A 14,262-nucleotide genomic window follows, 5' to 3' on the forward strand; every position below is an offset into this window, starting at 1 on the left:
GGAGGGCCGCGGCAGCCCGGCCGGAAGGGCGAGCGGTCAGGCCCGCAGGGCCTTGCGGTACCGCTTGCGTGCCGCTTCGCGCCACACCGCGGGCAGCTCGCGTTCGTCCTGCGCGGCCCGGGCCTCCTCCCGCCCGTACAGCAGGCCGAGGGTGAAGGTGCTCTCGCCCGCGCCATGCGCCTCGGTCGCCAGGCCGCGCAGGGTGGCACGGGCCATGACGCTGTCCTGGTGGTCGCCCAGGAGGCTCTGGACCGACTTCATGCGCTTGGCGAAGCGCTTGGCCGGTTTGCCGAGGCCCGGCCGGGCGGCCTCGGCGGCGTAGCGGGCGCGCTTGGCGGCCTTGCGGGAGTCGTGGAGCACGGTGTCGCGGGCGGGGCCGGGCTCGGTGGCGAGGGCGTGTTCGACGCGGGCGGCGAGCCGGGCGTAGTCGCGCAGGACGGCCCGGGCCAGGACCTCGCGGGCCGGGCGGGCCGCGGCGGGCAGCAGCGGCGGGGCGGTGTGGAGGGCGTCGAGGGTGTCGAGGAGGGTGAGGTAGCGGTCGCTGTCGAGGAGGGCGGTCAGGCGCTCCCGGGAGCCCTGGTGGCGGCTCGCGGACCAGATCGTCAGCCGGGCGGGCACGGGGCCGAGGACGAGCGTGACGTCGGTCTCGCCGAGCCGCTCCTCCAGCCGTTCGGTGAGGACCTCGCGGTCCCGGTCGGTGCCCAGCTCGGCGGCCAGCCATTTCAGCTCGTCCGCGACGGGGTCGGTGACCTGCCGGTCGAGCACCTTGCGGTAGGTGCGGAAGGCGCTGCGCAGGCGCCGGGTGGCGACGCGCATCTGGTGGACGGAGTCCGCCACGTCGCGCCGTACGTCGGGGTCGCGGGCGAGGACGGCGTCGATCTGCTCGCGGACGTAGGCCAGGACGTGCTCGCCCGCGGTGGGCTCACCGGGCTTGCCCGGCTTCTTCCCCTTCCCCTTGGCCTTGGCCTTGGTCTTCTCTTTGGCCTTGGTCTTCTCCTTGGCCTTCCCGCCGTTCTCCGTGCCGCCCGGAGTCTCCGTCTCGGTGAGCGCGCGGGAGAGCTTGGAGGGGGCCTCGGAGGGGCGCAGGCCGGCCTTGCGGAGGCGGCGCTCGACGGTGTCGAGGAAGCCGGGGTCGCCGCCCTCGCCCAGCTCGACCTCGTACTCCGTCCAGTGGGCGGTGCGGCCGCCGGGGGTGAGGCGGTCGGCGGTGACGGTGTCGGCGCACGCCTCGGCGAGGACGGTGCCGTGGGCGTCGAGGAGGTGCTGCACCCGGCGGCGGGTGACGATGCGGACCAGCGGGGTGAGCTCGGCGCGGCGGATGCGGGAGCGTACGAGGTCGGTGAGGTCGCCCGGGACGGTCGGGGACAGCGGGGCGCGGATCTCCTCGCGGGTGCCGGGGGCGACGGGGAGCTTGAGGTGCCAGCCCGCGTCGGAGCCGCCGGTGCGGCGGCGCAGGGTGATGCCGGCCGCGGTCAGGCGGCGGTCGGCTGTGTCGTAGTAGACGGCGTCCAGCTCGGCCGTTCCCCGGTCGGCGACGGTCGCGACGCCCGCCACCCGGCTGAGGTCCGGGAGCCGGGCCTGGGTCGTGCCGTCGCCGGCTTCGTACTTCCGCTCGATCTCTCGCACGGTGTCCGCCATGAGTCGAATCTAATACCCGCGGGGCCCCTTGGGCAGGGCGCGACCGGGCCCGGCGGGCGGCCCCGGCCGCGCCTCAGGCGGAAACGGGCCGTTGCACCTTGATGGACTGCAGGAGTCCGATGGCGATCCACGCGGCGAACATGGACGAGCCGCCGTAGGAGACGAACGGCAGCGGCAGGCCGGTGACGGGCATGATGCCGAGGGTCATGCCGATGTTCTCGAACGCCTGGAAGGCGAACCAGGCGATGATCCCGGCGGCGACGATCGTGCCGTACAGCTCGGTGGTGTCGCGGGCGATGCGGCAGGCCCGCCAGAGGACGACGCCGATGAGGAAGACGATGGTCCCGGCGCCGACGAAGCCGAGCTCCTCTCCGGCGACGGTGAAGATGAAGTCGGTCTGCTGCTCGGGGACGAACTGGCCCGTGGTCTGGCTGCCGTGAAAGAGGCCGGAGCCGGTCAGGCCGCCGGAGCCGATGGCGATGCGGGCCTGGTTGGTGTTGTAGCCGACGCCGGAGGGGTCGAGGGCGGGGTTGGCGAAGGCGGCGAAGCGGTTGATCTGGTACTCGTCGAGGACGCCGAGCTGCCAGATGAGGACGCAGCCGAGGATGCCGGTGCCCAGGAGGCCGGCGATCCACCGGTTGGAGGCGCCGGAGCCGAGGAGCGCCGCGAGCACGATGACCACCAGCACCATGACGGAGCCGAGGTCCGGCATCAGCAGGATGATGACGATGGGCAGGGCGGCGAGGCCGAGGGCCTCCATGACGGTGCGGTGGTCGGGGTGGAGCCGGTCGCCGGCGTCGACCTTGTTGGCCAGCAGCATCGCCATCCCCAGCGTGATGGTGATCTTGGTGAACTCGGAGGGCTGCAGGGAGAAGCCGCCGCCGAGCTGGATCCAGGACCGGGCGCCGTTGATGGTCGCGCCGAGCGGGGTGAGGACGGCGGCGGTGAGCAGCACGGAGATGACGTAGAGGATCGGGACGGCGCCGCGCAGGGCGCGGTGGCCGACCCAGACGGCGGCGACGGCGAGGCCGAGCCCGATGCCGGTGTTGAGGATGTTGCGCAGGAGGAAGTAGTAGGGGTCGCCCTGGTTGAGCTCGGTGCGGTTGCGGGTGGCGGAGTAGACCAGGAGCGTGCCGATGCCGGAGAGGGCGAGGGCCGCGAAGAGCATCACCCAGTCCAGGCGGCGGACGACGGAGTCGCGGGCGGTGAGCTTGCCCCACGTGGAGCGCTCGGGGCTGTAGCGGCGGACGTTGTAGCCCTCGGTGGCGCTCACTCCCGCTCGTCCTCCTTCCGGGCGGCTTCCTCCCGGGGGGCGGATTCCTTGGGGGCCGGGGCCGGCGGCTCGATCTTCTGCGCCTCGATCGTGCCGTCCTTCTCGATCTTGGGGAGCTTCTCCTCGGGGTGCGGGAGGAGCGCCTTCTTGGGGTCGATCTTGCCCTTCTCGTCGACGCCGTAGAGCCCGTTGTAGATCTTGCGGACGGCGGGGCCGGAGGCGCCGGAGCCGGTGCCGCCCTGGGAGATCGTCATGACGATCGTGTAGTCCTGGGTGTACGAGGCGAACCAGGAGGTCGTCTGTTTGCCGTAGACCTCGGCGGTGCCGGTCTTGGCGTGCATCGGGATCTCCTTCTGCGGCCAGCCCTGGAAGCGCCAGGCGGCGCTGCCGTCGGTGGCGACGCCGGCGAGGGCGGCGTCGATCTGGTTCCGGGTCCGGGCGTCGAAGGGCAGCCGGCCGTGGGACTTGGGCTCGATCTTCTGCACGCTCCTGCCGTCGGGGCTGATGACGGCCTTGCCGACGGTGGGGTTGTAGAGCGTGCCGCCGTTGCTGATGGCGGAGTAGATGGTGGCCATCTGGATGGGGGTGACGAGGGTGTCGCCCTGGCCGATGGAGTAGTTGACGGAGTCACCGGCGCGCATCCGCATGCCGGACTCGCAGTTCTCCTTGGCGATCTTCGCGGCGTAGTCGTCCCCGTCGTTCTTGCCCTGCTTGCACCAGACGTCCTTGTTGGCCTCCCAGTAGCTCTTCTTCCACTGGCGGTCCGGGACGCGGCCGCGGACCTCGTTGGGGAGGTCGATGCCGGTGGGCTTGCCGAGGCCGAACTGGTGGGCGGTCTTGTAGAACCAGTCGCCGGGGTTCTTGGGGTTGTTGCCGCCGTCCTTCTGCCACTGGCGGTAGGCCAGGTCGTAGAAGACGGTGTCGCAGGAGACCTCCAGGGCCCGGCCGAGGTCGATGGGGCCGTAGCCCTTGGACTCGAAGTTCTTGAAGACCTGGCCGCCGATGCTGTACGAGCTGGAGCAGTTGTACTTGTCGGTGAAGGAGTACCCGGCGTTGACGGCCGCGGTCGCGGAGATGACCTTGAAGACCGAGCCGGGGGCCGCCTGGCCCTGGATGGCGCGGTTGAGCAGCGGGTAGCCGGAGTCCTTGCCGGTGAGCTGCTGGTAGTCCTTGCCGGAGATGCCGCCGACCCAGGCGTTGGGGTCGTAGGCGGGGTTGGAGGCCATGGCGACGACGCGGCCGGTCTTGGATTCCATCACCACGACGGCGCCCGCGTCGGCCTTGTAGTTGACGCCGGTGTTGCGGTCGAGCTCCTTGCGGGCGTCTTTCATCGCCTGCTCCAGCTCGCGTTCCGCTATGGCCTGCACCCGGGCGTCGATGCTGGTGACGATGTTGGCGCCGGGCACGGCCTTGTCGCTGCGGGCCTGGCCGATGACGCGGCCGAGGTTGTCGACCTCGTAGCGGGTGACGCCGGCCTTGCCGCGCAGCTGGGAGTCGTACTGCCGCTCCAGGCCGGAGCGGCCGACCTGGTCGGAGCGGAGCAGCGGGGAGCGGCTGTTCTTGGCCTTCATGATCTCGTCGTCGGTGACGGGCGAGAGGTAGCCGAGGACCTGGGCGGTGTTGGAGCCGCCGGGCCCGGCGTAGCGGCGCACGGCGGTGGGTTCGGCGGTGATGCCGGGGAAGTCCTCGGCGCGCTCGCGGATCTGCAGGGCCTGCTGGGTGGTGGCCTCGTCCGTGATGGGGATGGGCTGGTAGGGCGAGCCGGCCCAGCAGGGCTTGGGGGTCTTGGCGTCGCAGAGCCGGACCTTGGCGGCGACCTCGTCGGGCTTGAGGCCGAGGACGCCGGCGAGCCGGGTCAGGACGGCCCTGCCGCGGTCCTTCATCTTCATCAGGTCGGTGCGGCTGGCGGAGACGACGAGCCGGGTCTCGTTGTCGGCGAGCGGCACGCCGCGGGCGTCCAGTATCGAGCCGCGGGTGGCGGGGGCGACGACCTGCTGGATGTGGTTGTCGGCGGCCTCGGCGGTGTACTGGTCGCCGTTGCGGATCTGGAGATACCAGAGGCGGCCGCCGAGGGTGAGCAGCAGGGAGAAGACGAGGATCTGGATGACGACGAGACGGATGGTGACGCGGCTCGTGCGTCCGGTCTCGGGGAGGTTGCTCATGACGGCCTCCGTGCGGCGCGGGGGTGTCCCCCGGAGGGTTGCGGTGTCACAGGCGCTTGACCCCCTTGATCCGTCCTGTCCTGCCGCGGGCGGACTTGCCGAGCAGGCCGGCGCGCTGGCTGCCGATCCGCCCGCCGCGGCCCCGGCCGGTGCCGCCCAGCCAGCCGTAGGAGCCCTCGCCGCCGCCCATGGTGGAGGGGCCCTCGGCGGCCAGCGGGTCGTTCTCGGTTCGCCGGGCCGCCGCCATGATGAGGGGCACGGTGAAGGGCGCGAGCAGCAGGTCGTAGACGGCGGCGCTGATCAGCAGGCCGGTCAGGCCCACGTGGCGGGCCGAGGTGTCGCCGACGAGGGAGCCGACGCCCGCGTAGAGCAGGGTGGAGCCCACGGCCGCCGCGACGACGACGAGCATGGGGACGGTGGCCGAGCGCAGCCGCCCGTTCTCGGGCCGGGCGAGGCCGACGACATAGCCGACGAGGCACAGCACGAGGGCGTACCGGCCGGTGGCGTGGTCGGCGGGGGGCGCGACGTCGGCGAACAGGCCGGCGCAGAACCCGATGAGGGCGCCGCTGGTGTGCCCGTAGACCAGGGCGAGTCCGATGACGACGAGCAGCAGCAGGTCGGGGACGGCGCCGGGGAGGTGCAGCCGGGCGAGGACGGTCACCTGGACCACCAGTGCGACCACGACGAGCAGGGTCGAGAGCAGGATCCGGTTGAGGCGCATCGGCTCAGTCCTCGGGTTTGGCGCTCGGGGTGGGGGTGGCCGTGACGGTCACGGTGGGCGTGGGTTTGGGGGGTTCGGGTTTGGGCGGCAGGACCGTGTCGCGGGGGTCGGTGCGCGGGGGCTGGACGACGACGCCGACGATGTCGAGCTTGCTGTAGCCGACGTAGGGGCGGATCTGCAGGGTGCGGGTCAGCCCGCCGCCGGCGGGGTCCACCCGGGTGACCTCGCCGACGGGGACGCCGGGGACGAAGGGCTTGTCGCGGCTGGAGCCGAAGGTGACGAGGCGGTCGCCCTCGCGGACGGTGGCCTTGCCGTTGAGGAGTTCGACGCGCAGCGAGTGGTTGCCCTGGCCGGTGGCGAAGCCGAGCTCGCCGGTCTTCTCCATGCGGGTGCCGACGGTGAACTTGGGGTCGTGGGCGAGGAGGACCGTCGCGGTGGAGGAGGCGACGGTGGTGACCCTGCCGACGAGGCCGTCGCCGTTGAGGACGGTCATGTCGCGCCGGATGCCGTCGCGGCTGCCGGCGTCGATGGTGACCGTCCAGGAGAAGCCCTGGGCGGCTCCTATGGCGATGACCTGGGCGCCCTTGATGCCGTACTGGCCGGCGCCCGCGGTCTTGAGCATGGCGTCGAGCTCCCGGGCGCGGCCGCGGTTGCGGTCGTCGCTGCCGAGGCGCTGCTTGAGGGTGGTGTTCTCGCGTTCGAGCGCGGTGATGCGGTTGTGCCGTTCGTCGGAGTCCCGGACGGCGGCGACGGCGTTGCCGAAGGGGTCGACGGCTGTGGCGACGCCCTTCTCCACCGGGCCGAAGGCCGTGGCGGCGGCGTGCCGGACGCCGTCGAGCGGGGACCGCTCACCGCTGCGGATGTCCACCGTGATCAGTGCGAACGCGATGGCGACCAGCAGCACCAGCAGCAGCCGGCTCTCTCGTGTGTCCCTCACGTGCGGCGGCGTGCCCTTCTCGTCGGACCGGTCGGCTGCGGGTCCGGGCCGGTCATCGGGAGCGTTCTGCCTGTATATCAGGTTGATTCCCGGCTGCGGGTACGCCGGGCGCCGCCCTCGCGCTTCCTTGGCGGAGGCGGGCGCGAGGGCTCGGCCGATCGGTTTCGCGGGTCAGCGGCGCGGCTGGGCGTCCAGGACCTGCTGGAGCGCTTCGAACTCCTCGACGCACTTGCCGGAGCCGAGGGCGACGGAGTCCAGCGGGTCCTCGGCGATGTGGATCGGCATGCCGGTCTCGCGGCGCAGCCGCTCGTCCAGGCCGCGCAGCAGGGCGCCGCCGCCGGTGAGGACGATGCCGCGGTCCATGACGTCGCCGGAGAGCTCGGGCGGGCACTTGTCGAGGGTGGTCTTGACGGCGTCGACGATGGAGTTGACGGGCTCCTCGATGGCCTTGCGGACCTCGGCGGCCGAGATGACGACCGTCTTGGGCAGCCCGCTGACCAGGTCGCGGCCGCGGATCTCGGTGTGCTCGTCCTGTTCGAGGTCGTAGGCCGAACCGATGGTGATCTTGATCTGTTCGGCGGTGCGCTCACCGAGGAGGAGGCTGTACTCCTTCTTGATGTGCTGGATGATCGCGTTGTCCAGCTCGTCGCCCGCGACGCGGATGGACTGCGCGGTGACGATGCCGCCGAGGGAGATGACGGCGACCTCGGTGGTGCCGCCGCCGATGTCGACGACCATGTTGCCGGTGGCCTCGTGGACGGGCAGGCCCGAGCCGATCGCGGCGGCCATCGGCTCCTCGATGATGTGCACCTGCCGGGCGCCCGCCTGGGTGGACGCCTCGATGACGGCGCGCCGCTCGACGCCGGTGATGCCGGAGGGCACGCAGACCACGACGCGGGGGCGGGCCATCCAGCGCCGCTTGTGGATCTTGAGGATGAAATAGCGGAGCATGCGCTCGGTGATCTCGAAGTCGGCGATCACGCCGTCCTTGAGGGGGCGCACCGCGACGATGTTGCCAGGGGTGCGGCCGATCATCTTCTTCGCCTCGGCGCCCACCGCGAGGATGCCGCCGGTGTTGGTGTTGATGGCGACGACGGACGGCTCGTTGAGGACGATTCCGCGACCTCTGACGTACACCAGCGTGTTGGCGGTCCCGAGGTCGACAGCCATGTCACGGCCGATGAACGACATGTTGTTCCCCATGAGGATACGTCTGGCCTTCCCAGCTGGAGCGAGTGCTTACTTGAGGTCGGCAGGTCTGCGGTGCGCTGCGGGGCGCGGAAGCTTCATCGTAGTCTCGACCACTCGAACCCGGCGCGAGGGTTCCTCCGCCATTGTCGGCGGAACGCGAGCTCGCCCCAGTAATGGTGACGTCGTGTCGGAGTGAGAGGTTCCCTCGTTCGCCGCGCATATGCCAAGGGCGGCCGAAAAGAAATCGGCCGCCCCTGATCAGAATGGGTGCGCGTCTGATCCGCTATCAGGCGAGGCCCGGAAAGAAAATCTTGATTTCCCGCTGGGCGGACTCCTCGGAGTCCGAGGCGTGGATGAGGTTCTCGCGGGTGATGGTGCCGAAGTCACCACGGATGGAGCCCGGCGCGGCCGAGATGGGGTCGGTCGGCCCGGCCAGCGCCCGGACGCCCTCGATCACCCGCTCGCCCTCGACGACCAGGGCGACGACCGGCCCGGAGGACATGAACTGCATCAGCGGCTCGTAGAACGGCTTGCCGACGTGCTCGGCGTAGTGCTGCTCCAGCACCTCGCGGCCCAGCGTGCGCAGCTCCAGCGCCTCGATCGTCCAGTTGGCCTTGCGCTCGATGCGGCCGACGATCTCGCCGATCAGACCGCGCCGGGTCGCGTCCGGCTTGAGGAGGACGAGGGTGCGCTGGCTCATAGTGCGGCTCCTTGCAGGCAGGCAGGTGTATTGCGGCAGAGGCTACAGGGACACCGCGTGCCTCCGGCACGGGCCCTGTACCGCTGGGAGGTGCCCCCGGACGGGCTGGTTTCGGCTGAGCTCAGCCCGAACCAGCCCGTCCGGCGCTTGAGGACACCGCCGCGCAGCGGTGGTGCACCCGTGGTGCACCCTAAACGGGGTCGGCCGCCGCCTCATCAGCCAGCGCAGCGAACCTCGCCTTGGCCTCGTCGATCTTGCGGCCGAAGTGCACGGACGCCCACCACAGGCCGCCGAAGAGCACGCCCAGGATGAACATCATCGGCACGATGAGGCCGCTGACGATCAGGCCGATCTGGAGGAGCCAGCCCAGCTGTACGCCGCCGGGCCGGGTGAGCATCCCGCACAGCAGGACGCTCACCACCATGGCCGTGCCGCTGACGGCCCAGACCGTGCCGGTGTCCAGGCCGGAGGTCTTCATGGCCACCAGGCCGGCGAAGCCGATGACGAAGAATTCACCGATCAGAGTGCTGGCGCACAGCGTTCGCATGTCAGTTCCTTCCCAGGAGCAGGCGGGCCTCGCCCACGGTGATCACCGAGCCGGTCACCAGGACGCCCGCGCCGCCGAACTCGCCCTCTTCCTCCGCGAGGGTGATGGCCGCCTCCAGGGCGTCGTCCAGCCGGGGCTCGACCTGCACCCGCTCGGAGCCGAAGATCTCGACCGCCACGGCGGCCAGCTCGTCGGGGTCCATGGCGCGGTGGGTGGAGTTCCGGGTCACCACGACCTCGGCGAAAATCGGTTCGAAGGCTTCCAGGAGGCCCCGGACGTCCTTGTCGGCGCTGGCGCCGACCACTCCGACGAGGCGGCTGAAGCCGAACGCCTCGGTGACGGCCGAGGCCGCGGCCTCGGCGCCCGCCGGGTTGTGCGCGGCGTCCAGCACCACGGTGGGGCTGCGGCGGACGACCTCCAGCCGGCCCGGCGAGGTGACGGAGGCGAAGGCGCGGCGGACGGTGTCCAGGTCCAGCGTGCGGGCGTGCTGCGAGCCGATGCCGAAGAACGCCTCGACGGCGGCCACGGCGACGGCGGCGTTGTGCGCCTGGTGGGCCCCGTACAGCGGCAGGAAGACGTCGGGGTACTCGCCGCCCAGGCCGCGCAGCGTCAGCAGCTGGCCGCCGACGGCGACCTCGCGGGCGGTGACGCCGAACTCCATGCCCTCGCGGGCGACCGTGGCGTCCACCTCGACGGCGCGCTTGAGCATCACCTGCGCGGCGTCCACCGGCTGCTGGGCCAGGACGACGGTGGCGTCGGCCTTGACGATGCCGGACTTCTCCCCGGCGATGTCGCCGGGCGTGGTGCCGAGCCGGTCGGTGTGGTCGAGGGAGATGGGGGTGACCACGGCGACGGTGCCGTCGATGACGTTTGTGGCGTCCCAGGTGCCGCCCATGCCGACCTCGACGACGGCCACGTCGACGGGGGCGTCGGCGAAGGCCGCGTAGGCCATGGCCGTCAGCACCTCGAAGAAGGACAGCCGGTATTCCTCGCGGTCGTCGACCATCTGGACGTACGGCTGGATGTCGCGGTACGTCTCGATGAAGCGCTCGGCGCTGATCGGCGCGCCGTCGAGGCTGATGCGCTCGGTGACGGACTGGACGTGCGGGCTGGTGTAGCGGCCGGTGCGCAGGTCGAAGGCGCCCAGCAGGGCCTCGATCATGCGGGCGGTGCTGGTCTTGCCGTTGGTGCCGGTGATGTGGATGGAGGGGTAGGCACGCTGCGGCTGGCCGAGGATGTCCATCAGCGCCTCGACGCGGACCAGCGAGGGGTCGAGCTTGGTCTCGCCCCACCGCCCGGCCAGCTCGGTCTCCACCTCGCGCAGCGCCCGGTCCACCTCGGGGTCGGCGGGGCGGGCGGGCACGCCGTCCCCTTGCGGCGCGCCGCCCTGCGCGCGCAGGGTGCGGCTGCCGGCCTCGATCACGGCAAGGTCGGGGTCGCGGTCGGTCTCGGCATCGACAATCTCGGCGAACCGGGCATCCTCGCCGGATCCGGTGTCGCCGTTGTCGTCGTTCAGGGGGCGCTCGGTCACGCCGACCAGTCTACGGAGCCGCACCGACAGCGCGGGCATCAGGCGGCGGGGGCCGGCTCCCGCGCGCATCACGGCCCGGGCCAGGGGGGCGGCGAGGCCGTTGCCGCCGGCCTCCGAGCGGGCCGCGTCAACCGGAAACGTACCCCTGGCGCGAAGACGGCCGCGTGCCGGAGCGGTCGGTTCATCGGGGGCGCAGTCCTTCTCCTTGGCATACGGTGACATACGGCCTTCTTCATCACGGTTTTCCCGAAAACTCCCGTCACGGGAGTCGGGGTTCCCCGCCTCCACGAGAGCTGGGTGAGACAGATGCCGACCGAGGACCGGGACCGGCTCCAGGCGGTCCTGGAGGCGCTGCCCGCGGGGGCGCTGCTCCAGGACCCCGAGGACCGGGTGCTGGCCGCCAACCGGAAGTTCGTCCGCATGTTCGATCTGGAGGGCCGGGTCGACCTCACCCCCGGCTCCCCCATGGAGCCGGTCCTCCCGCTCGTGCGGGCCTTCTACAGCCCCGGCACGGCCGGCGCCCCGGCCGGCTTCCACCCCGGGCGCCGCGTCCACCGGACGGCCGAGATCCCCCTCACCGACGGGCGCACCATCCGGCGGGAGGTCGAGCCGCTGCGCCACGAGGGAAGGCACCTGGGCGCCCTGTGGGTCTTCCACGACATCAGCGAGCGCAAGCGGCGCGAGCGCGACCTGGAGCGCGACAACCTCGCCCTCACCGAGCTGGCCCGGCAGCGCAACGCCTTCACCGCCGCCGCCTCCCACGAGCTGCGCACCCCGCTCGCCTCCGTCATCAGCTTCTGCGAGCTGCTGGCGGACCCCGCCTTCGGCACCCTGACCGACGACCAGATCTCCTCGCTCGGCGCCATCCGGCGCAATGCCGGCCGCATGCAAAGAGTGATCGCCGATCTGTTGCTGACCACCCGCATGCGAGCCGCCCACCCAGAACTGGAGTTCGGAATGGTGGAGGTGGCGTCGATGCTCCAGGACGCCGTCCTGGACCGGCTCTCCACGACAAAGGAAGCGGGCGTCTTCACCGTCCTGGACTGCGCCCCCGGCCCCGCCCTCCGCGGCGACCAGCACCGGCTTCAGCACGTTCTGGCCAATCTGCTGGAGAATGCCGCCAAATTCACCCCGCCGGACGGCCGGATCACCGTCACCGCCGCACCCCGGGGGGCGTTCTGGGAAATCGAGGTCACCGACACCGGAATCGGCATCCCGGAGGAATTCCGCGAGGAGATCTTCACCGGATTCGTCCGTGCGCCCAACGCGCAGCACGGCGGATATCCGGGCACCGGGCTGGGGCTCGCCATCAGCCGCACCGTCGTCCAGCTGCACGGCGGCACCCTCACCGCCGGCGGCACCGAGGGCGAGGGCGCCTCCTTCCTGATCCGGCTGCCCGTCGCGGGTCCCGCCCCCGCCGGGGGCCGGCCGTGACGCGCGTCCTCGTCGTCGAGGACGACCAGGACCTCGCCCTCGCCCTGCGCACCCTCCTCACCCGGGCCGGCTACGAGGTCCTGCACGCCGACAACGGCCGCGACGGGCTCCGCCTGCTCTTCGCCGACCGGCCCGCGCTCATGCTCCTGGACATCGGCCTGCCCCAGCTCAACGGCTGGGAGGTCCTGGAGCGCACCCGTGACCTCAGCGACCTGCCCGTCCTCCTGCTCACCGCCCGCGGCGCCGAGACCGACCGGGTCCGCGGCCTGCGCGCCGGAGCCGACGACTACCTGCCCAAGCCGTTCGGCAACGACGAGCTGCTCGCCCGCGTCGAGGCGCTGCTGCGCCGCACCGCGCCCACCCGCTGGGCCGGCGACTCCTTCGACAACGGGCTGCGGCTGGTGCCCGAGCGGCGCTCGGCGGTCTGGCAGGGCCACGAGGCCCGGCTCAGCGACATCGAGTACCGGCTGCTGCAGATCCTCGTCCGCAACCGGGGCCGGGTGATCACCACCGACCAGCTGCTCGACCGGGTCTGGGACGACCCGGAGGGCACCGGCCGGGAGCGGGTGAAGTTCGCCGTCCTGCGGCTGCGGCGCAAGCTCCGCCAGGCCGCCGGGGACGAGGCCGCCGACCCCGTGGAGGCCGTACGGGGACTGGGCTACCGCTACAGCGGCGACGGGGACGGCGAAGGTCCCTGAACCCGGCGGGACCAAGGTCCCGGATCCCCCGCCGGAACGAGATCGCAACCATCGGGCAACCGAAGGCCCGCCGGACCCGCAACCGAAGCACCACAAGCTCTGGAGCTGTCACCGCCCGCCAGCTCCAGGAGTCCCCTGTGCCGCACAGCTCCCTGCCCGTCCGTAGTGTCGCCGTCGTCCTCGGGACCCGCCCCGAGCTCGTCAAGCTCACCGACCTCGTGCGCCTCCTGGGACCCGCCGCCCATCTGGTGCACACCGGTCAGCACTACGACGAGGAGCTGTCGGGCCGCTTCCTCACCGAGCTGGGCCTGCCCGAGCCCACCTTCCTGACGGGTGTCGGCGGACAGCCGCGCGCCGTCCAGATCTCCGCCGCGCTCGCCCAGCTCGACGCCCTCTTCACCGCCGAGCCGCCGCTGGCCGTCGTCGTCCAGGGCGACACCAACGCCGCCCTCGCCGGCGCGCTCGCCGCCAACGCCCGCGGCATCCCCCTGCTGCACGTCGAGGCGGGGCTGCGCAGCCACGACCGCAACATGCCCGAGGAGCACAACCGCGTCCTCATCGACCGCGTCGCCGACGTGCTGTGCGCGGCCACCGAGGACAACCGCGCCAACCTGCTCGCCGAGGGCATCGAGGACGCCCGGATCGCCGTCACCGGCAACACCGTCGTCGAGGCCGTGCGCGGCCAGCTGCCGGACGCGGACGCGCGCGCGGCGCTCCTCGCGCGGCACGGGCTGACCGCCGACGGGTACGTCCTGGCCACCGTGCACCGGCCCGAGAACACCGACTCCCCCGAGGCCCTGCGCGCCGTTCTCACCGAGCTGGCCGCCCTCGCCACCGCCGGCCGCCCGGTCCTGCTGCCGCTCCACCCGCGCACCCGGGCCCGCGTCGAGGCCGCGGGCCTCGCCGCCCTGCTCGGCCCGCTCACGGTGACCGCCCCGCTCGGCTACGGCGAGTTCCTCGCCCTGGCCCGCCACGCGGCACTGCTGGTCTCCGACTCGGGCGGCATCCAGGAGGAGTGCACGGTCCTCGGCCGCCCGCTGGTGGTCGTCCGCCGCTCCACCGAGCGGCCGGAGGCCATGGGGGACTTCGCCGACCTGGTGGAGCCCGGGGCGGCGATCGGCGCCGCCGCCCGCCGCCGCCTCGCCGAGGGGCCGCGGGGCCTGGCCCGCCTGGCCGCCCTGCCGAGCCCCTTCGGGGACGGACTGGCATCGGAGCGGATCGTGAACCTGCTGGTCGCGATCGCTGCCCCGCAGCGGCTGGCTGCCGCCGCCTAGTTCTTCCCCCACCCCGCCCCTTCCCGTAACCGGGGCTCCGCCCCGGACCCCGGTCCTCAAGCGCCGGACGGGCTGGTTTTTAAACCCCGCCCGCCCCCCCACACACCCCCCCCCGCGCGGGCCCGGGGAAAGGGGGGGCCCGGGGGGCCCCCCCCC

Annotated in this window: 12 protein-coding genes; 3 read left to right on the forward strand and 9 right to left on the reverse strand. The window is 72.2% G+C overall.

The annotated features are described in order from the left end of the window. Window positions 1-36: 36 nt before the first annotated feature. From ABZ951_RS21135 to ABZ951_RS21175, 9 genes are all read right to left on the reverse strand, one after another. Entirely contained in the window at window positions 37-1,638 is a 1,602-nt protein-coding gene (locus tag ABZ951_RS21135) for a CYTH and CHAD domain-containing protein (RefSeq protein WP_344092972.1), read from the reverse strand. Between the two features lie 73 nt (window positions 1,639-1,711). Beyond that, complete coding sequence (rodA, locus tag ABZ951_RS21140) at window positions 1,712-2,911, reverse strand: rod shape-determining protein RodA (protein WP_344092970.1); 1,200 nt, start codon at window positions 2,909-2,911, stop codon at window positions 1,712-1,714. Further along, window positions 2,908-5,073, reverse strand: a complete 2,166-nt coding sequence (mrdA, locus tag ABZ951_RS21145) for a penicillin-binding protein 2 (protein ID WP_344092968.1) — start codon at window positions 5,071-5,073, stop codon at window positions 2,908-2,910. The genes rodA and mrdA overlap by 4 nt, the downstream gene beginning before the upstream one ends. Before the next feature lie 46 nt (window positions 5,074-5,119). Further along, window positions 5,120-5,794 (reverse strand): rod shape-determining protein MreD, encoded by a 675-nt coding sequence (gene mreD, locus ABZ951_RS21150; protein WP_344092966.1) that lies wholly within the window; start codon window positions 5,792-5,794, stop codon window positions 5,120-5,122. 4 nt (window positions 5,795-5,798) lie between these two features. Continuing rightward, window positions 5,799-6,731 carry a rod shape-determining protein MreC gene (gene mreC / locus ABZ951_RS21155; protein ID WP_344092964.1) on the reverse strand — a complete coding sequence of 311 codons (933 nt, stop codon included), beginning with the start codon at window positions 6,729-6,731 and terminating at the stop codon, window positions 5,799-5,801. Between the two features lie 171 nt (window positions 6,732-6,902). Then, window positions 6,903-7,922 (reverse strand): rod shape-determining protein, encoded by a 1,020-nt coding sequence (locus tag ABZ951_RS21160; protein WP_004950903.1) that lies wholly within the window; start codon window positions 7,920-7,922, stop codon window positions 6,903-6,905. Between the two features lie 286 nt (window positions 7,923-8,208). After that, window positions 8,209-8,622, reverse strand: a complete 414-nt coding sequence (gene ndk / locus ABZ951_RS21165; RefSeq protein ID WP_344092961.1) for a nucleoside-diphosphate kinase — start codon at window positions 8,620-8,622, stop codon at window positions 8,209-8,211. A gap of 190 nt (window positions 8,623-8,812) precedes the next feature. After that, complete coding sequence (locus ABZ951_RS21170; protein WP_344092958.1) at window positions 8,813-9,169, reverse strand: DUF4233 domain-containing protein; 357 nt, start codon at window positions 9,167-9,169, stop codon at window positions 8,813-8,815. Window position 9,170: 1 nt separating this feature from the next. Continuing rightward, on the reverse strand, window positions 9,171-10,700 hold the full coding sequence (locus ABZ951_RS21175; protein ID WP_344092987.1) for a folylpolyglutamate synthase/dihydrofolate synthase family protein: 1,530 nt from the start codon (window positions 10,698-10,700) through the stop codon (window positions 9,171-9,173). A gap of 306 nt (window positions 10,701-11,006) precedes the next feature. Between ABZ951_RS21175 and ABZ951_RS21180 the strand changes: the two genes are divergently transcribed. From ABZ951_RS21180 to wecB, 3 genes are all read left to right on the forward strand, one after another. Beyond that, on the forward strand, window positions 11,007-12,134 hold the full coding sequence (locus ABZ951_RS21180; RefSeq protein ID WP_344092956.1) for a PAS domain-containing sensor histidine kinase: 1,128 nt from the start codon (window positions 11,007-11,009) through the stop codon (window positions 12,132-12,134). Beyond that, window positions 12,131-12,832, forward strand: a complete 702-nt coding sequence (locus ABZ951_RS21185) for a response regulator transcription factor (protein WP_344092954.1) — start codon at window positions 12,131-12,133, stop codon at window positions 12,830-12,832. Before ABZ951_RS21180 ends, ABZ951_RS21185 begins: the two co-directional genes overlap by 4 nt. Before the next feature lie 137 nt (window positions 12,833-12,969). Continuing rightward, entirely contained in the window at window positions 12,970-14,106 is a 1,137-nt protein-coding gene (gene wecB / locus ABZ951_RS21190) for a UDP-N-acetylglucosamine 2-epimerase (non-hydrolyzing) (protein ID WP_344092952.1), read from the forward strand. Window positions 14,107-14,262: the final 156 nt, after the last annotated feature.

Source organism: Streptomyces sp. NPDC046215 (assembly GCF_040646215.1).
GTDB classification, from domain to species: domain Bacteria; phylum Actinomycetota; class Actinomycetes; order Streptomycetales; family Streptomycetaceae; genus Streptomyces; species Streptomyces stramineus.